The sequence below is a fragment of the Leisingera sp. S2M4 genome (assembly GCF_055398055.1).
Genome location: NZ_AP040861.1, coordinates 196,893 through 215,266, shown reverse-complemented (window position 1 = coordinate 215,266; position 18,374 = coordinate 196,893). Strand labels below are relative to the sequence as shown.

At 62.2% G+C, this 18,374-nt stretch carries 14 protein-coding genes; 8 read left to right on the top strand and 6 right to left on the bottom strand.

Going from position 1 to position 18,374, the window contains the following annotated elements; genetic code table 11:
* Positions 1 to 259: 259 nt before the first annotated feature.
* On the bottom strand, positions 260 to 1,699 hold the full coding sequence (locus ACZ52D_RS01085; RefSeq protein WP_464442245.1) for an amidase family protein: 1,440 nt from the start codon (positions 1,697 to 1,699) through the stop codon (positions 260 to 262).
* A gap of 160 nt (positions 1,700 to 1,859) precedes the next feature.
* The gene (prpE, locus tag ACZ52D_RS01080) at positions 1,860 to 3,764 is read right to left on the bottom strand and encodes a propionate-CoA ligase PrpE (protein ID WP_464442244.1); all 1,905 of its coding nucleotides are present in this window, start codon (positions 3,762 to 3,764) and stop codon (positions 1,860 to 1,862) included.
* Positions 3,765 to 4,133: 369 nt separating this feature from the next.
* On the opposite strand from prpE, the gene ACZ52D_RS01075 reads away from it, so the two are divergent.
* The gene (locus tag ACZ52D_RS01075; RefSeq protein WP_464442242.1) at positions 4,134 to 5,105 is read left to right on the top strand and encodes a Hint domain-containing protein; all 972 of its coding nucleotides are present in this window, start codon (positions 4,134 to 4,136) and stop codon (positions 5,103 to 5,105) included.
* Positions 5,106 to 5,165: 60 nt separating this feature from the next.
* On the opposite strand, the gene ACZ52D_RS01070 is transcribed toward ACZ52D_RS01075, so the two are convergent.
* Entirely contained in the window at positions 5,166 to 7,439 is a 2,274-nt protein-coding gene (locus ACZ52D_RS01070; RefSeq protein WP_464442241.1) for an NADP-dependent malic enzyme, read from the bottom strand.
* A 541-nt stretch (positions 7,440 to 7,980) separates the two neighbouring features.
* On the opposite strand from ACZ52D_RS01070, the gene ACZ52D_RS01065 reads away from it, so the two are divergent.
* From ACZ52D_RS01065 to ACZ52D_RS01045, 5 genes are all read left to right on the top strand, one after another.
* Positions 7,981 to 8,373, top strand: a complete 393-nt coding sequence (locus ACZ52D_RS01065) for a cytidine deaminase (protein ID WP_464442239.1) — start codon at positions 7,981 to 7,983, stop codon at positions 8,371 to 8,373.
* A complete protein-coding gene (locus ACZ52D_RS01060) occupies positions 8,373 to 9,692 on the top strand; it encodes a thymidine phosphorylase (protein WP_464442237.1) in 1,320 nt (439 codons plus the stop codon). The genes ACZ52D_RS01065 and ACZ52D_RS01060 overlap by 1 nt, the downstream gene beginning before the upstream one ends.
* Positions 9,692 to 10,903: a phosphopentomutase gene (locus ACZ52D_RS01055; protein WP_464442235.1), complete on the top strand. Its 1,212-nt coding sequence runs from the start codon at positions 9,692 to 9,694 to the stop codon at positions 10,901 to 10,903. Before ACZ52D_RS01060 ends, ACZ52D_RS01055 begins: the two co-directional genes overlap by 1 nt.
* A gap of 75 nt (positions 10,904 to 10,978) precedes the next feature.
* Entirely contained in the window at positions 10,979 to 11,611 is a 633-nt protein-coding gene (gene upp, locus ACZ52D_RS01050) for a uracil phosphoribosyltransferase (protein WP_222453806.1), read from the top strand.
* A gap of 78 nt (positions 11,612 to 11,689) precedes the next feature.
* Entirely contained in the window at positions 11,690 to 13,129 is a 1,440-nt protein-coding gene (locus ACZ52D_RS01045) for an SPOR domain-containing protein (RefSeq protein ID WP_464443152.1), read from the top strand.
* 77 nt (positions 13,130 to 13,206) lie between these two features.
* Here the strand turns inward: ACZ52D_RS01045 and ACZ52D_RS01040 are convergent, their stop codons facing one another.
* The 3 genes from ACZ52D_RS01040 to ACZ52D_RS01030 all read right to left on the bottom strand — a co-directional run bounded on the left by ACZ52D_RS01040 (position 13,207) and on the right by ACZ52D_RS01030 (position 16,504).
* Positions 13,207 to 13,650: a PACE efflux transporter gene (locus tag ACZ52D_RS01040; RefSeq protein ID WP_417475288.1), complete on the bottom strand. Its 444-nt coding sequence runs from the start codon at positions 13,648 to 13,650 to the stop codon at positions 13,207 to 13,209.
* Positions 13,651 to 13,760: 110 nt separating this feature from the next.
* Entirely contained in the window at positions 13,761 to 14,771 is a 1,011-nt protein-coding gene (locus tag ACZ52D_RS01035; protein WP_464442234.1) for a hypothetical protein, read from the bottom strand.
* Positions 14,772 to 14,875: 104 nt separating this feature from the next.
* Entirely contained in the window at positions 14,876 to 16,504 is a 1,629-nt protein-coding gene (locus ACZ52D_RS01030; protein WP_464442233.1) for an AMP-binding protein, read from the bottom strand.
* A gap of 79 nt (positions 16,505 to 16,583) precedes the next feature.
* On the opposite strand from ACZ52D_RS01030, the gene ACZ52D_RS01025 reads away from it, so the two are divergent.
* The gene (locus tag ACZ52D_RS01025) at positions 16,584 to 17,540 is read left to right on the top strand and encodes a DMT family transporter (RefSeq protein WP_464442232.1); all 957 of its coding nucleotides are present in this window, start codon (positions 16,584 to 16,586) and stop codon (positions 17,538 to 17,540) included.
* A 137-nt stretch (positions 17,541 to 17,677) separates the two neighbouring features.
* Positions 17,678 to 18,343 (top strand): sulfotransferase family 2 domain-containing protein, encoded by a 666-nt coding sequence (locus ACZ52D_RS01020; RefSeq protein ID WP_464442230.1) that lies wholly within the window; start codon positions 17,678 to 17,680, stop codon positions 18,341 to 18,343.
* Positions 18,344 to 18,374: the final 31 nt, after the last annotated feature.

Here is an 18,374-nt window from a genome sequence, read left to right as displayed (position 1 = left end):
TGAACTCCAAGCGTTGGTTCAGGCCTGCGCTTGATCCCAAGGTGCCGCAAGCGGCACCAGTGGCGTAAGTGGTGTCTGGGTTACCTTTGTTTGCTGGCACGTGCCGCGTAACCGGTGAGGTGCCGCTTGCTGTCATTGCGGGCGGAACTGAAGCCGCGCAGCATGGCGTCAGGGTAGACGGTGAATGTGGTTCGGAACTGCCCCGGGGACGGAGTGCTCCGTTCCCCGGGTGATAAACCCGACGTTCAACCTGTCAGGCTTACTGCGCTTGCTGCATCCGCTTCCACAGTGGCAGGCACATGCGGCCCACATGGTCCTCGATCACCTTGCAGGCATCAACCGCCAGATCCTCGCGCCACCGCTGCGCCGCAATCTGCACATTGATCGGCTGCGGTCCGCCCGGCAGCTCCGCCAGCCGCGCGGGAACGGATGCCGCGGGCAGGCCGAGGAAGTTCATCGCGTAGGAGTAGACGGCGCAACCGAGCACCTCCTGCACACCGGCTGCACCTTCGGTATCGCGATCGGGACGGAAGAACGGCTGTGGCAGGAAGGGCGACAGCACCAGCGGGTAATCCTGCATGAACAGGGACCATTGGCGGGCGAAATGCGTTCGCTGCGCCATCACTTTCAACAATTCGTCGCCGGTGAAAGGGGGGAACTCCTGAAAATAGACCGCGAAGATATCCCGCACGGTCTGGGAGCCGGCTGCATCTACGTCGGCCTTCATCAAGGCATGGATTTCGCCCATCAGGGCGCGGTACCCGCTGCGACCTGCGTCGAACACATTGGGTGGCTCGACCTCCTCGACGATGTAACCGGCATCGCGCAGCGCATCGCGGGCCGTCAGAAGCGCCGCCTCCACCTCGGGATGCAGGTCATAGCCGTGGGTGTTGCGCGTGAAGGCGACCTTCAGAGGCTGCTGGGTGTCCGCGCCGCGCCAAGGCATCGGCACGTGGAAAGGATCGCGTGGGTCCGGCGCGATCAGGCTGGGCATTGCCAGGTGCAAATCTTCTGCCGTCCGAGTGATCAACCCCTGCACAGACATCAGCTGTGCCAGCAATCCGCGTTCGGCGCGCTGGCTGGGGTTCCAGGCAGGCACCCGCCCAAGTCCAGGTTTCACCGTGACGGCACCGTTTGCGGCTGCGGGGAAGCGCAGTGATCCACCGATGTCATTGCCGTGTGCCAGCGCGCCGATACCGGCCATTACCGCGGCTCCGGCGCCTCCGGATGAGCCGCCGGCAGAGATATGCCGCCCCCAGGGATTGTGGGTGCGCCCATGAAGCGGGTTGTCGGTATCCGCGCGAAAGGAGAATTCCGGCGTGTTGGTGCGTCCGATCACCACCGCGCCAGCGTTTTGCAAGTTCTCCACGACCGGGGCATCGGCGGGCGCGATGAGATCTTTGAGCGCGACGACACCGTTGGAGGTGGCGTGACCGGCCTGATCGACATTGATCTTTATAGTGACAGGGACGCCGTGCAGTGGCCCGGGTTCGACGCCACTTTCGCGCGCCTTGTCGAGCGCGCGGGCCCGGCTTCGCGCTTGCGTGCTGAGATCTTCGACCACGGCATTCAGGTCGGGGTTCACGGCTGTCATTCGCCCCAGTGCGGCCTCTACCGCGGCTTCAGCGCTGAGGTCTCCGCTCCGGGTAAGGCGCGTGAGTTCTGTCGCGCTCAGCTGCCAGATGTCTTGTTCGGTCATGTAGTTGCCTCCTGCCGTGCAGCCTAGGCGTGAGACGGCAAGTTGCAAGTCAATCCGGAGTGTCTCGCGTAATTCGAGCTTTTTTCCTGCGCGAAATAGCGGCACCGCCCGAAGGCGGTGCCAGCCGATGTTGCAAATTGAAATTCGGTTCCTGGCCGAGCTAACCGGCCGCGGTTTGGCGGGCGTAACCGATTGTTTGCAAAGCTGCGGTGATTTCGTCCAGAACTGACGGATCGTCGATGGTCGCGGGCATTTTCCACGAGGTGCCATCCGCGATGTTCACCATCGTGCCGCGCAGGATCTTGCCGGACCGTGTCTTTGGCAGGCGGTTGACCACGACCGCTGTCTTGAAGGCGGCAACCGGGCCGATTTTATCGCGTACCAGCTTGATCACTTCGCTGACGATTTCCGCGTGGTCCCGTTCGGCTCCGGCATTCAGACACAGAAGGCCGACCGGCATCTGGCCCTTCAGGCTGTCCGACACACCGATCACCGCGCATTCCGCCACATCCGGGTGGCTGGCGAGGACTTCTTCCATGGCGCCGGTCGAAAGCCGGTGACCTGCAACGTTGATGACATCGTCGGTGCGCGCCATGATGTAGAGATAGCCGTCCTCGTCCCTCATCCCGGCATCCCCGGTCTCGTAATAGCCCGGGAAGGTGGTCAGGTAACTCTTGCGGTAGCGGTCTTCGGCATTCCACAGCGTCGGCAGCGTGCCGGGTGGCAAGGGGAGCTTTACGGCAATGGCGCCCAGCTCGCCCGGTGCAACCGGATTGCCGCTCTCGTCCAGAATGTCGACCTCGTACCCGGGCATCGGGACCGCCGGAGAGCCGAGCTTGGTCGGCAGTTCCTCGATACCCAAGGGATTGGCAGCGATGGCCCAGCCTGTTTCCGTTTGCCACCAATGGTCGACCACCGGCACTTTCAACTGCTGCTGCGCCCAGGTGATGGTGTCGGGATCTGCACGTTCGCCGGCAAGATACACTTGCTTCAGAGAGCTGAGGTCGTATTTCCCGACTTCTTCGCCCTTGGGATCCTCGCGCTTTACGGCCCGGAACGCCGTGGGCGCGGTGAAGAAGCTCTTCACCTTGTGTTCAGCGATGACGCGCCAGAACGTGCCGGCGTCCGGCGTGCCGACAGGTTTGCCCTCAAAGACCACCGTGGTGTTCCCGTGGATCAGCGGGCCGTAGCAGATATAGGAGTGCCCCACGACCCAGCCAACATCCGAGGCCGCCCAGAAGACATCCCCCGGGTCAACGTTGTAGATGTTTTTCATCGTCCAGTTTAGCGCCACGAGCTGACCCGCAGTGTGCCGGATCACCCCCTTGGGCTGGCCAGTGGTGCCCGAGGTGTAGAGGATATAGGCGGGATGATTGCCCTCGACAGGCACGCATTCGGCCGGTTCGACGCCGAATTGAAACCCGTGCCAGTTGACATCACGACCGGGGACAAGCTCTGCAACCTCTTGTTCGCGCTGAAAGATGACGCAGAATTCCGGTTTGTGGGTGGCCTGTTCGATCGCGCCGTCCAGCAGGGGCTTATAGTGCACGATGCGGCCCGGCTCGATGCCGCAGGAGGCGGCAATGATGGCCTTGGGGCGAGCGTCGTCAATCCGCACGGCCAGTTCGTTTGAGGCAAAACCGCCAAACACCACCGAATGCACCGCACCAATTCGGGCACAGGCGAGCATTGCCTCCAGCGCTTCCGGTATCATCGGCATGTAAATAATGACCCGGTCGCCTTTCTCCACGCCTTTTGCGCGCAGGGCGCCGGCCAGGCTGGCCACACGATTGCGCAATTCGACAAAGGAAATCTGACGTTTGGTCTGGGTCAGCGGGCTGTCGTAGATGATGGCAGTCTGTTCGCCGCGGCCTTGTTCGACATGGCGGTCGACGGCGTTGTAGCAGGTGTTTACCCGGGCGTCGGCAAACCATTCATGCAGCCCGTCGCCGCGGTCGAACAGTGCTTTCTTCGGTGGCTCAACCCAGCTGATTGCCTCGGCGGCCTGCATCCAGAATCCCTCCGGATCCTTTTGCCAGGCAGAATAGATATCCTGATATCCCATGTCTTGTCCTCCTCCTCGCTTCCTGCGTAGGCGACTTGGCGACCAAAGGGCAAGTTTTACGCTAACGGTGCATGAAGTTCGTCAAGCAATTTACCGTTATTGGTCCTGCTCACCCGCAACATTTACAGTTTTTACAAAGATCGCCTGCCGAGTTAGTCATTTTGTTTGCAAACTGTCCAGCAGGGTCGGGCTGACTGAAAAGTTTGGCAAAATTTGCAAACTGCCGGGGCAGGGGCGTCCGGATCGAAGGCGATATGCGCATGGCTGTTTTTCGTTTCCTTGAATTGATGAAGATTTAACTTCGTTTAAAAAGGCCGTTAATCCAATTTATCACACCCTAGAGTTGTTTTGGTAACGATGAGGTGTGTGATGTACAGTCGCGAGATCAGCGTTTCGCCCTATCATGGCTCTGTGGTGACGACGGAGCTTCTGTCCTCAAAGCAGACGCTTGTGCTCAATGACTTTGGACCAAGGGAAACCGGGACACTGTCGGATGACGATGGTGTTCTGTCCGATCAAGATGACGGCTTGTCGACCTTCAACGGTCATCCAATCAACTATCTGGGTAGCGGAACCGCCACGCCCGGCGTGGATTTGGCAGGGGCTACCGTGCCCTTGGGGGCGTCCAAGTCGGTAATCGTCTTCGAAGCGAACGGCTCCATCTATTTTCATTTTCCAGACGGCGAACCCAATCTCCTGGGAGCGGTCGCGCTGGTCGTTGACATCAAACCGGTGAGCAGCACCGTCTTTACCCCGGTTTGCTTTGCATCGGGTACGGCTATTCGCACCGTGACGGGCGACGTGCCGGTTGAAAATCTTCGCGCGGGCGACACGGTTCTGGATTGGTTTGGCGAGGCGCATGAGGTGGTGTGGGCAGGCGCAAAGCGGTTGCCCTTGCCCGCCGGATCCCGGTTTGACAAGTGGCGCCCGGTGCGCATCGCCGCCGGAGCACTCGGGGAAGGGCGGCCAAAGCGCGATACCTGGGTTTCGCAGCAGCACAGGATTTACGTCGATGGCCTGCCCGTGGCTATGCTGTGCGGCGAGGATGCGGCGCTGGCTCCGGCCAGGAAACTGCTGAACGGGAGTGCAATCTGCCTCGAGCGGGAGTGGGCAGAGGTTGAGTACTGGCACATCCTGTGTGCGCGCCACGTCATTTTGGTGGCAAATGGCATGCCTGCCGAAAGCCTTCTGGCCGAGGCCGACCCGGCCAATCCCGAGCATCGCGACCTGTTCGATGAACTGCGCGGGCTGTTGGGGTGGGATGCGCCGCCGATGCAACTGGCCGTGCCCGAAATGCCCGGCCATGCCGCGTACGGCGTTGCTCAGCTTCATCTCTGTTGAGAGGGGCTTTCGCCCTGCCATGTTGCCACGGGCAGGGCGACGGCGTCGGTCTTCCTGGTGTCAGCCGTAGTGCGTCACTGGCGTTCCGGCAATCGCGGCCATGTTGAGCAGCCCGCGGGCGGTGATCGAAGGCGACACGATATGGGCGCGGTTGCCCATGCCCATCAGGATCGGCCCCACTTCGAGCCCGCCTGCACGCATCTTCAGGATGTTGCGCACGCCCGAGGCCGCGTCGGCATGGGCGAAGATCAACACGTTCGCCGCGCCCTCCAGCCGCGAGTTGGGGAAGATCCGCGCGCGCAGCTCCGGGTCCAGCGCGCTGTCGATGTTCATCTCGCCCTCGTAGGCAAAATCGCGGCGCTTGTCGTCGAGGATTTCGAGTGCGGCACGCAGGCGGTTGCCGGTGTCGCAATCGATATTGCCGAACTGCGATTGCGAACACAGGGCGATCTTCGGTTCGATCCCGAAGCGGCGCACGTGACGGGCGGCCCCCAGAACGGTTTCGGCGATCTGCGCAGGCGTCGGCTCAATCCGAACGTGGGTATCCGCGATGAAGAGCGGCCCATCCTCGAGGATCATCATCGACAGCGCGCCGTGCGGAGAATAGCTGTTGCCGCCGAGCACTTGCTCCACATAATTCATGTGCCAGCGGTATTCGCCGAAGGTGCCACAGATCAGGCTGTCGGCCTCGCCGCGATGCACCATGATGGCGCCAATGGCGGTGGTATTGGTGCGCATGATCGCCTTGGCGAGATCTGGCGTCACGCCGCGGCGTTGCATCAATTTGTGATAGCTGTTCCAGTAGTCATAGTAGCGCGGGTCGTTCTCCGGGTTCACCAGCTGGAAGTCGCGGCCCGGCCGCACGTCCAGGCCGAGTTTCTCGCAGCGCCGTTCGATCACCTCGGGGCGTCCGATCAGAATCGGCGTCTCCGTGGTTTCTTCCAGAATGGCCTGAGCGGCGCGTAGCACCCGCTCGTCCTCGCCTTCGGCAAAGACGATGCGGCGCGCAGCCGCGCGGGCTGCCTCGAACACCGGCTTCATCAGCAGGGCTGATTTGAAGACGGTTTGATTGAGTTTCTGCTTGTAGGCGGCGATGTCCTCGATCGGGCGCGTGGCAACGCCGCTTTCCATCGCAGCCTTGGCCACCGCTGAAGACACGACCGCCACCAGCCGCGGATCAAAGGGCTTGGGGATCAGGTAATCGGCACCGAACGTCAGCTGCTCGCCTTTGTAGGCGGCAGCGGCCTCTGCCGAGGTGGTGGCACGTGCCAGTTCCGCGATCCCGTCCACGCAAGCGATCTGCATCTCGTCGTTGATCTCGGTCGCGCCCACATCCAATGCCCCGCGGAAGATAAAGGGGAAGCACAGTACGTTGTTGACCTGGTTGGGGAAATCGCTGCGACCGGTGGCGATGATCGCGTCCGGAGCCACTTTGCGCGCGGCTTCCGGCATGATCTCCGGCGTCGGATTGGCCAGCGCAAAAATGATCGGGCGCTTCGCCATTTTGCCGACCATGTCCGGGGTCAGCACATTGGGGCCTGACAGCCCCAGGAACAGGTCCGCGCCATCCATCACTTCGTCCAATGTGCGCTTCTCCGAAGCCTGGGCAAAGGCTGCCTTTTGCGGGTTCATGTCCTCGGTCCGGCCTTCGTAGACGAGACCGTGGATGTCGCAGAGCCAGATGTTTTCTCGTTTCACACCCAGCTTCACCAACATGTTCAGGCAGGCAATTCCGGCCGCGCCGCCGCCGGTCGAGACGATCTTGATGTCCTCGAAGGATTTCCCTGCAACGTGCAACGCGTTCTTGGCCGCCGCCCCGACAACGATGGCCGTGCCGTGCTGATCGTCGTGAAAGACAGGAATATTCATGCGTTCGCGGCAGATCTTTTCCACCACGAAACAATCAGGTGCCTTGATGTCTTCAAGGTTGATGGCGCCAAACGTCGGTTCCAGCGAACAGACGATCTCCGCCAGTTTCTCCGGGTCGCTTTCGTTGACTTCGATGTCAAAGCAGTCGATGCCGGCGAAGTTCTTGAACAACACCGCCTTGCCTTCCATCACCGGCTTTGAGGCCAGCGCGCCGATAATGCCCAATCCCAGAACAGCAGAACCGTTGGAGACGACCGCCACAAGGTTGCCCCGTGACGTGTAACGGGCGGCATTGGCCGCATCTGCCTTGATCTCGATGCAAGCCTCGGCGACGCCGGGGGAGTAGGCGCGGGCCAGATCCCGACCGTTTGCCATCGGTTTGGTGGCGCGGATCTCCAGTTTTCCGGGCTGCGGGAACTCGTGGTAATTCAGTGCGGCCTGGCGCAGGTTCTGTGAATCGGACATCTCGCGCTCCTTCGAAAATCAGTTTGTTTAGTGTTAAACCATTTTTCGGGCGGAAACCTAGCCCAAACTGTCGCATTGCACTGTGGGACTTTCCCGACCAGCGCGTTGTTGCCCGCTGAATTCAGCGGGCAGGGGGAGAATGGCCGCGGTTTCCACCTCTCTGCTTAGCGCGTGTGGTGAATGGATTCGGTGCCCCCTTGGGGCGCCTTCTGGCCACTTGGCTACCTTCGCTTGCAATGCTTTGGCCTGCCGTCGTTTGCTGTCGGCCTTGCTAGGCGCATGCCCCGGACGGCGCGTGCGGAGGGTTTTGATCCGATGACACAACCTGCATTTTTGCTAAAGAACCTGATTGATTATACGAAACCTCGTAAGTCTCGGGAGCGACGGAGCCTCTGGCAGGCGAGGCGGTGCCTTGCCTACGGGGAGCGCGAGGGGCACGGGATGCGTGCGGGCTGATCTTACGTCAAAAGGGGTTCACCTTTGCGGCTGCGTGCCGCTATCCTGCGGCATCTTGTCCAAATGGTAAAAACAGGGAATCACCATGAGCCTGAAGGCCGCTGCCACCGCTGTGCGTGAAAATGCCCACGCGCCTTACTCTAATTTCAAGGTGGGTGCCGCCATTCGCTCTGCATCGGGGCAGGTCTATGTTGGCTGCAATGTTGAAAATGTGGCTTACCCGGAGGGCACCTGCGCCGAAGCTGGCGCCATCGCGGCCATGGTCGCCGCGGGCGAGACCGAGCTGGCCGAGGTCTATGTGATTGCCGACAGCCCATCGCCGGTGCCACCCTGTGGGGGCTGCCGTCAAAAGCTGCGGGAGTTCGGGGGCAATGATGTGCCGGTTACCCTTGCGACCGTCGACGGTGCGGAGCAGACGACAAGTATCGGCGCCCTGTTGCCCGGTGCCTTTGATACGGAACACATGGAGCGCAGCTGATGGATGCCCGCGGCATCATCTCCCAGTTGCGGTCGGGGCAAACGCCCTCGGACGATGCACTCACATGGTTTGCCCAGGGGCTGGCCAATGGCGCGGTGTCTGACGCGCAGGCCGGGGCGTTTGCCATGGCCGTTTGCCTGCAGGGCCTGACCGTTGAGGGGCGCCGCACGCTGACTCTGGCGATGCGGGACACCGGCGACGTGCTGACGTGGGATCTGGACGGGCCGGTTCTGGATAAACACTCCACCGGTGGTGTGGGCGATTGCGTTTCGCTGTTGTTGGCACCGGCGCTGGCCGCCTGCGGTGCCTATGTTCCAATGATCTCGGGTCGGGGGCTGGGGCATACCGGCGGCACCCTGGACAAGCTGGAGGCCATTTCCGGCGTTTCCACCAGTGTGAGCGAGGATCATCTGCGCCAGATCGTGCGGGACGCAGGCTGTGCCATCGTCGGTGCAACCGCGCAGATCGCCCCGGCCGACAAGAGGCTGTACTCGGTACGCGATGTGACGGCAACCGTGGACAGTCTGGACCTGATCACGGCCTCGATCCTGTCCAAGAAACTGGCCGCCAGCCCGGATGCGCTGGTGCTGGACGTGAAGATCGGTTCGGGTGCTTTCATGAAGACCGCCGATCAGGCTCGCGCATTGGCCGTGTCGCTGTGCGAAACAGCCAATGCGGCGGGGTGCCGGACAGCCGCGCTGATTACGGACATGAACCAGCCACTTGCGCCTGCGCTTGGCAATGCGCTGGAAGTGGCTGAGGTCATGCGGGTGCTGACCGGCGGTTCAGCGGCGATGTCGACCGGCGGCCCGCTGGCGGAAATTACAGTTGCGCTCGGGGCTGAGACACTGGTGCAGAGCCGGCTGGCATCGGATACTGTCACAGGCCGCGAGATGATCGAAGCAGCCTTGTGCGATGGACGTGCCGCAGAGCGGTTCGAGCGCATGATTGCGCATATGGGCGGCCCTGCGGATTTTGCGGCGCGCTGGCAGGATCACCTGCCGGGGGCTGAGGTCGTCCGGGATGTAGCGGCTCTCGAAACGGGATATGCTGCCGCGATGAATGGCGAGGCGCTGGGGCTTGCGGTCGTCAGCCTTGGCGGTGGTCGCATGGTCGAGGGGGACCAGATCCATCCCGGCGTGGGTATCTCGGATCTGGTGCGGCTGGGCGATCTGGTCGACAAGGGCGCGCCGCTGGCCCGGATCCACGCCGACAGCGAAGCGGCAGCAGATGTGGCGGAAACGGCGGTCCGCGCGGCCATCGGGATTGCGGACGTGGCGCCAGAGCGGCCGTCACTGGTGCATGAAAGGATCAGCTGATGCCGCGTGCCTTTGTTGTTGTCATGGATTCGGTCGGCATCGGCGGCGCGGGGGATGCCGGGAAGTTCTTCAACGGCGATCTGCCGGATCTGGGCGCCAACACGCTGGCCCATATCGCCCAGGCTTGCGCCGCTGGTCGGGCAGAGCAAGGTCGCAGCGGTCCGTTGCAGCTACCCAATCTTGACCGGCTGGGCCTGGGGGCGGCGATGCGGCTGGCATCATCCGTTCCGTTTCCAGGCTTTTCGGCGGAATCGCAAGGGCGCTGGGGCTGCGCAAAAGAGGCTAGCCCCGGCAAGGACACCCCCTCCGGCCACTGGGAGCTGGCTGGGCTGGTGGTGCCTTGGGACTGGCACTATTTCCCGGACACCGCGCCGTCTTTCCCGGCGGATCTAACCGCGCGGGTGGCAGAGCTGGCGGGCACGGAAGGGGTCTTGGGCAATTGCCATGCCTCTGGCACGGTCATCATCAATGAATTGGGAGAACGGCACCTGCAGACGGGCTGGCCGATTTGCTACACCTCGGCCGACAGCGTGTTCCAGATCGCCGCGCACGAGGAGGCCTTTGGTCTCGACCGGCTGTTGAGGCTGTGCGAGGCGATCGCGCCCGAATTGCACGCGATGAAGGTGGGGCGGGTTATCGCGCGGCCTTTCATTGGCAACTCTGACCAGGGCTTCAGCCGTACAACCAACCGCCGCGACTATGCCATTGCGCCGCCTGCGCCGGTGCTGACCAACTGGGTGCAGGACGCGGGCCGCAAGGTGCATGCAATCGGAAAGATCGGTGATATCTTCACGATGTCGGGCATCGATACCCTGAAAAAGGGGAGTGATGCCAAGCTGATGGAGCATCTTTTTGATGCTGTCGAAGAAGCCGAGGATGGCAGCCTGACATTTGCCAATTTTGTCGAGTTCGACAGCCTGTATGGCCACACCCGCGATATCGCAGGTTATGCCCGGGCGCTGGAGTGGTTTGACAGCGAACTGGGCCGTCTGCTGCCGCGGCTGCGCCCGGGGGACATGCTGTTGCTGACCGCGGATCATGGCAACGACCCCAGCTGGCCGGGGTCTGACCACACCCGCGAACAGGTGCCGGTTCTGATCGCCGGGCTTGACGCAGGCCCCATCGGGCAAGTCAAATTCGTCGATGTGGCCGCCTCCGTTGCGGCACATCTGAATGTTCCGGCCCAAGGGGCAGGCAAGAGCTTTCTTTGACCTGATGGTCAAAACCCGCTTGCCAGTCCCGACCAAACCCATAAAAGCGCTGCAAACAGACTTTAGGAGAGCCCCATGACCGACCACCTGACCGTTGTTGATCACCCGCTTGTGCAGCACAAGCTGACCCTGATGCGGGAAAAGGGCACTTCCACCGCCAGTTTCCGCCAGCTGCTGCGGGAGCTGACACAGCTTCTGGCCTATGAGATCACCCGCGAGATGCCGCTGACCACCACCACCATCGAAACCCCGATGGAAGAAATGGAAGCGCCGATCCTGGCTGGCAAGAAGCTGGCGCTGGTGTCGATCCTGCGCGCGGGCAACGGCATGCTGGACGGGGTGCTGGAGCTGATCCCCTCGGCCCGGGTCGGTTTTGTCGGCCTTTACCGCGACGAGGAAACCCTGGAGCCGGTGCAATATTACTTCAAGGCGCCCGAGGCGCTGGAAGACCGCCTGGTGATCGCGGTGGACCCGATGCTGGCGACCGGCAACAGCTCTGCGGCGGCGATTGATCTTCTGAAGAAGGCGGGCGCCAACAATATTCGTTTCCTGTGCCTGCTGGCCTCGCCCGAGGGTGTTGCGCGGATGAAAGAGGCGCACCCGGATGTGCCGATCGTCACCGCGTCGCTGGATCGTGAAATTGACGCCAAAGGCTATATCCTGCCGGGGCTGGGCGACGCCGGCGACCGGATGTTCGGCACCAAGTAAATCGGCCGTCTCGGCGAGAGCGCGTCACGGCACGCATAGCTGCGACGCGCTGGCTTGCCATCTTGCGGCAAGTGGTTGGTGGGGACGCAAAAATGTCACCCGCCGCGCCATATTGTTGCCACGGAATCTTTACTCGCTCACCTGTTTCAGGCATCCTGTCGCCATATTTTGTGGGGTGCAGGGATGAAAATAACTAGAATTATTGCACTTGCCGCCATCGCGGGGATTTCGGGCGCTGCAGGACTACAGGCACAGACCCTGCGCCCAACCAGCCCGCCAGCGGAGTTTCCACCAGCCTCCTTCAAGGGCAAGCAGTATGTGGACAGCCGTGGGTGCATCTATGTGCGCGCGGGCATTGACGGCAACGTGACCTGGGTGCCGCGGGTGACCCGGTCCCGCAAGCAGATCTGCGGCTATGAGCCGACACCCGTCGTAGGCGCCACGCGGCAACCGCCACGCGCCCCGGCCCCGGAGTTGATCACGCTTGAGCCCGATCAGCAGATCGCCAAGTCGTCTGCGCAGACCTCTCCTAAACCTGCTGCCAGCTCCCCGCCCAAGGTGGTGACCACGTCGAAACCGCAGCGCACGGCGCGCACGACCAGCGTCCCGACGGCGCAACCTGTTGAGGCAGCCGCGGCCACCGCGGCTACGTCGACTGCGCGGGCCAAACCTGTGGTTCGGGCCAATCCCAAACCGATGGTGGTTCCACGCGCACAGCCCACAATCCCGGCTGAAAGCAGCGCTGGTGGCTGTGCGGGGCTTTCCGATATCAGTCGTCTATACAGCAATGCCCCCGGTGCGCGCTGCGGCCCGCAGGGCGCGGCGCCTGTGACCTATGAACAGCAATCTTCGGTGGTCTTGACGCCCAATACGCGGGTGGTGCAGACCCACATCTATCAAACCCGCCGCCAGTCAAACAGCTTCGAGGTGCCCAACGGGTATCGGCCCGTGTGGGATGATGGGCGTCTGAATCCGCGTCGTGCCGAGCGCACTCTGCGGCCAGCGATGGTAACGCCATTTTCGGGTGCGCCCGCCGGGTACGAGGTCGTGGAACGTGAGGATGGCCGGATGAACCCGATGCGCGGTCAGCGTACCGCAACGGGCGATGCGCAGATGGCCGAGGTCTGGACCGATGGCCTGCCGCGCCGTTTGGTGCAAAAGCCGCTCGATCGACCGGTGGTGACCCTGTCTCGCCGGGCGAGCCGCAGCCCTGCCGAAGCAAAAGCACCCGCGCTGCGGTTGTCGACCCGTTCGGCGCCTGGGGCAGAGGCCCCGGCGCAGCCCAAAGTCAGCAACCGCTACGTCCGCGCCGCGACCTATGCGGAGGGCAGCGAGGCGAAAGCCGCGGCGCGCAAATTGGCGGCATCAGGGCTGCCGGTGCGGCTCGGTCGGCTCAGCCGCGGCGGGCAAAGTTTCAACGTCGTGCTCGCTGGGCCGTTTCAGGACCCACAGCGCGCAGAAGCCGCGTTGGCGCGAGTGAGAGAGATTGGCTTCACTGGAGCCAAGCTGAGCCGCTAGGTTATCGTCAGATTTAAGTGCCGCGACGGTGGTTTATGCGAAGGCCGGGGGATGCCCGGCCTTTTGCTATTGCAAGGTCACTCGGCCTTGGCCAAGGGCGGCGCAGGCAGGCTGTCGACGGGAAAGAGCAGGTCGTAGCCCCAGTTGAACAAGAATGCGTAGACCAGGTAAAATGCGGCAAAGCCTGCGTCCATGACAAAGGCCTGAAGCAGCGAGATGTCGAGATACCAGGCAAAGAAGGGCATGAGCGCCAGCAGCAGCCCGAGTTCGAACAGCACCGCGTGCAGCACGCGTTGGCGCAGGGATTTGCGAACATGTCCCAACAGGCGCCGCATCGCGTGATCGTAGAGCAGGTTGTAGACATAGTTCCAAAGGGTCGCGACCGTGGCTGCAACCAGCGCGGCAACACCGATATGGTGCATGGGCATGTGAAAGACATAAGCCCCCAGCGGGGTCACGATCAGCAGGCCGATGATTTCAAATGACAGGGCATGGCGGATGCGATCCTTGGTGTTGCGCATGGCCACTCTCCTCTGATTGGCCGGGTCGTCCCGGCGGATGTGCAGATATGGTCGGAGGCCGTCCTCGCCAACGGCCAACCTATAGGCGCAGGCGAGGGTTTCAAGATATGTCAGCCACAGATATTCTGCAGTCGCACCCAGTCACGGTCGTTCAGGACCGGTTCCAGCTCCCGGCCTGCCATCGGATCCGCCTCGATCAGCCCAAGCACTGTTTCGCCCGTTATATCCAGTGCATAGGCATAGGGGGAGGAAGGCAGCGCAGCGCGGGCAAATTCCGCAAGAACAACATCATCGGGCAGCGTCGGGCGTGGACTGCCCAGCGTGGTTTCCGCATAGGCGTCCAGTGTGGCCCGGTCCAGCTCTCCGGTGGTGAGCAGTTTCAACGTGGCCAGAAACCCACCGGCCTCCAGCAGTTCTGCCATCGGGTCGGTAACACCGGCCCGGGCGCGTTCAACAAGAATGGCGCCGGCCGCAACCGCGGGGTCCTCGAAGTCTTCGACAAAGCTGCGGTTCAGCAGCACGATCCCACCCGGAAGATAAAGGCTGCCGGGAATCCCAGAACGCAGGATGGCCAGTTGCCTCACCCCCGTGCGATCCGCCAGTTTTGTCAGGATCGGCGCAGCTTCGCGGGTGGCGCAGGCCGGTCCCGAGACACGTTCAATACGCCCGAGCAGGGCCTGTCCGATCGCCTTGCGCTTGATCTCGGGCACCACGCTGACGGCGTGACGGGTGATGGCACCGGGCAACCAGACCAGCAGCAGCCCCATGACCAGTGCCAGCACGCCGACCAGGCTGACTGTGCGCAGGCGCCCGGGATGGCTGCGGGTCCGCCCGATTGCGGCCTGCACCCGCTGGATGGCATCCAGCATGGCGGTTTCGTCGCTCGGCAGTTCCAGGGTTTCGCCGGGGTCGCCATCGGGGTGAAAGATCGCCGGGAAATCACCCGGATTGGAACGTTCAACCGCCGCCAGCGACCAATGCGCCAGCGGACGGTCGTTCATGTCGGCGATGGTCAAAGTTGCATCCCCGAGCGAGATGATGACATCGCGTCGTTGCGCCTCGGGATCTGCGCGCCAAAGCCCGGCGGCTTCCAGCCGTTCAAATTCCTTCAGTGCCGTCATGCAGCCAGCCCGGTCCCCAATCCTGTGTTGCGGGCAGAATAATCACATAAGACCGGGCGGGCAATTTGCTTTGCTGCCTGACGCAGCCTGAGAGAGCTGAAAAGCTACAAATCCTTGGCTATTTTGCGGAGTTCAAACTTTTGGATCTTGCCGGTGGCCGTTTTCGGCAGCTCCGCAAAGACCACCTTCTTGGGGCATTTGAAACCAGCCAGCCGTTCGCGCGCATAAGAGATCAATGCGGCCTCGTCGGCCGAGGCGCCGGGCTTCAGCTCCACAAAGGCGCAAGGCACTTCTCCCCAGGTGTCGTCCGGCTTTGCGGTCACGGCAGCAAGCGATACATCCGGGTGCCCCATCAACACGCCCTCCACCTCAACGGAGGAGACGTTTTCCCCGCCAGAAATGATGATGTCCTTGGCCCGGTCAGCGATTTGCACGTAGCCGTCCGGGTGCTGCACCGCGATGTCACCGGAGTTGAAATAGCCCCCCTTGAAGGCCTCCGCCGTGGCCTCGGGGTTTTTCAGATACCCTTTCATCACAACATTGCCGCGCAGGGCGATTTCGCCTTGTGTCTTTCCGTCCATCGGCAGCGGGTTGTGTGCGCTGTCGCGGATTATCACCGGTTCCAGCATGGGCATCGCCACGCCCTGACGGGCCTTGATTGCCGCGGTCTCATCCGCGTCCAAGCCGTCCCAGCGTTCCGCGTCCCAGTAGCACTCGGTGACGTGGCCATAGGTTTCGGTGAGCCCGTAGACATGCGTGACGTTGAAGCCAAGCGCTTCGATCTTGGCGAGGGTGGTGGGTGCCGGGGGAGCGCCCGCGGTGAAGACCTCGACCTGGTGGTCAAACTCCTGGCGCACGGTCTCGGGGGCGTTGACCAGCATGTTCAGGACGATCGGCGCGCCGCCGAAGTGGGTGACGCCTTCGTGTTTGATGGCATTGAAGATATTCTCGGCGCTGATATCGCGGCAGCAGACCAGTGTGCCACCCACCAGCGGCATCATCCAGGTATGGTTCCAGCCGTTGCAGTGGAACAGGGGAACGATGGTCAGATAGACGGGGTGCAGCACCATACGCCAGGACACCACCGTTCCCATGGTCATCAGGTAGGCGCCGCGGTGATGATAGACCACGCCCTTGGGACGCCCAGTCGTACCGGAGGTGTAGTTGAGCGCGAGGCTTTCCCATTCGTCCTGCGGCATGATCCACTCAAAGGCAGGGTCGCCCTGGTTCAGAAGAGTTTCATAGTCCAGGTTCTTGCCGCTGGCAGGAAAGCCCGCTTGCGGATCGGCGACTTCGACCACCACGGGGGCGGGGCCTTCCATCCGCGCGATTGCGTCCTGCGCCATCGGCAGGAACAGCGGATCCACCAGCAATACCTTGGCCTCGCCATGATCGAGGATATAGGCAACCGTGTCGGCCTCCAGCCGGGTATTGATCGTGTTCAACACGGCCCCGCAGGCAGGCACGCCGAAATGAGCCTCGGCCTGGGCGGGCAGGTTGGGCAGTAGAGTTGCCACCACATTGCCCGGCGCAACGCCCAACCCAACAAGGGCGGAGGCGAGACGGCTGCAACGCTCATGATATTGCGCGTATGTCACCCGGTGCTGACCGTACACAACTGCGGTGCGATCCGAAAACACTTGAGCGGCGCGCTTCAGGTGCGACAAAGGTGTCAGCGGCACAAAGTTAGCGGCTGTCTTGTCCAGCCCGGTTTCGTCTGCCATCCACCCCATTGTTATCCTCCCGGCATGAATCATTTTGATGTCGTTTTAAGGACAGATACTGCGGAAAGTTGCGGGCTAAGGGAAGAGTATGAAACATTCAGCAACCATTTCCTCAGCCGGTGCAGGTCCGGCTGCAAGTCTTTCTGCCGACAAGCTGCGCCAGGCGCGGGCCGCGCAGTCCATGCTCGCCGCGATGTTGATTATCGGGATCACCGACAACGCTGTTCCGCTGATGGCGGAACATATTGGTTTAGGACAATTCTACCTGTTGCGCACGCTGATTGCCCTGCCGCTTTTGCTGCTGATGGCCCGGGCCGGGCTGGGAGGCCTGCGACCCGATAAACTGGGCGCGGTGACCTTGCGGGCGCTGCTGCTCGCCGTGTCGATGGTGTTCTATTTCTCTGCGGTTGCATTGATGCCTTTGGCCCAGGCTTTGGCGGGTCTGTTTACGTCGCCAATCATCATCGTGCTGGTTTCGGTGTTGTTCCTGCAAATGCGGATCGGGCTGGTGCGGGTTGGAGCGGTTGTGGCCGGTTTTGTCGGGGTCCTTCTGGTCCTGCAACCGGATCCGGGGGCATTTGATGCCTTGATCCTTTTACCGGTGGCGGGAGGCGTGTTCTACGCCCTCGGATCCATTGCGACCGGACGGCTGTGCCAGGGGGAAAGCACAGTGTCGATGCTGCTTGTCTACCTGCTGGTGCAGGGGCTCATGGGGGCAGCGATGCTCTTGGGCTTGCAGCTCTGGCCACAAGAGGTGGCGGCGGGCGCGGACGGCTTCCTGACCCGCGGCTGGGTGTGGGATCTGTGGCAGATCGCCCATCTGATCCTGTTGCAGGGCTTTGCCGCAGTCGGTGGGGTCTTCCTGATCACGCGGGCTTATCAGCTGGGGGAGGCATCCTTTGTCGCGGTTTTTGAATATTCGGTGATGATTGTGGGACCGGGCGTGGCTTGGTTGCTGTATGGTCAGGTGCTGAACGGTTGGCAGATCCTTGGTATCGGGTTGATCATGGCGGCAGGGATCACCATCTCGCGGCGCTCGTCCTAGAGCGGGGCAGGCGGTCGGGGCTTGCGAAGCCGATGGTGCATCGGGCTCGGATCGCCATGGTGCCCCGCCTACCGCCGGGCCTGCGGGCCTGCAAATACGGCGTTTTCTTCGTCACCACGATTGCCTAGTGTCGGGTCATGATCCTTTCGCCGGGCCGAAAATACCTGTTTGTGCATATCCCCAAGACCGGCGGCACGGCGCTGGCCATGGCGCTGGAGGCGCGTGCCATGGCGGATGACATGATGTTGGGCGACACCCCCAAGGCGCTGAAGCGCCGCCGCCGCCTGAAGACGACGCAAACGCGGGGCAGGTTGTGGAAACACTCCACCCTGGCAGACATCGAAGGTCTGGTGCCGCAGGACGTCTTGCGCGGCCTGTTCACCTTTACGCTCGTGCGAAATCCTTGGGATCGCATGGTCAGTTACTATCACTGGCTGGCAGGGCAGAGCTTTGATCACCCGGCCGTGAGGTTGGCACAGCAGCTAAGCTTCCGCGCGTTTATACAGCATCCGCAAACCCTGCGCGCGCTTCGGCGCCATCCCGCGCGCGCTTACGTGCGCCACGCGGATGGTCAGGAGCAATGTGATCTGTTCATCCGACTGGAACATTTTGAACTGGATGCTCAGCCGCTTTTTCAGCACCTCGGCTTTGAACTGGATCTTCCGCGGGTGAATGAGAGCACGCGCCGTCGCGATTGGCGGCACTATTATGATGATGCCAGCGCGGAGGCCGTGGCAACGGCCTGTTCGGATGACATCACGCAATTTGAATACTCTTTTAACGATTTTTCCGTATCCCGGTAACAGGACAGGGCACCTTGTCCGAAGATAGCGG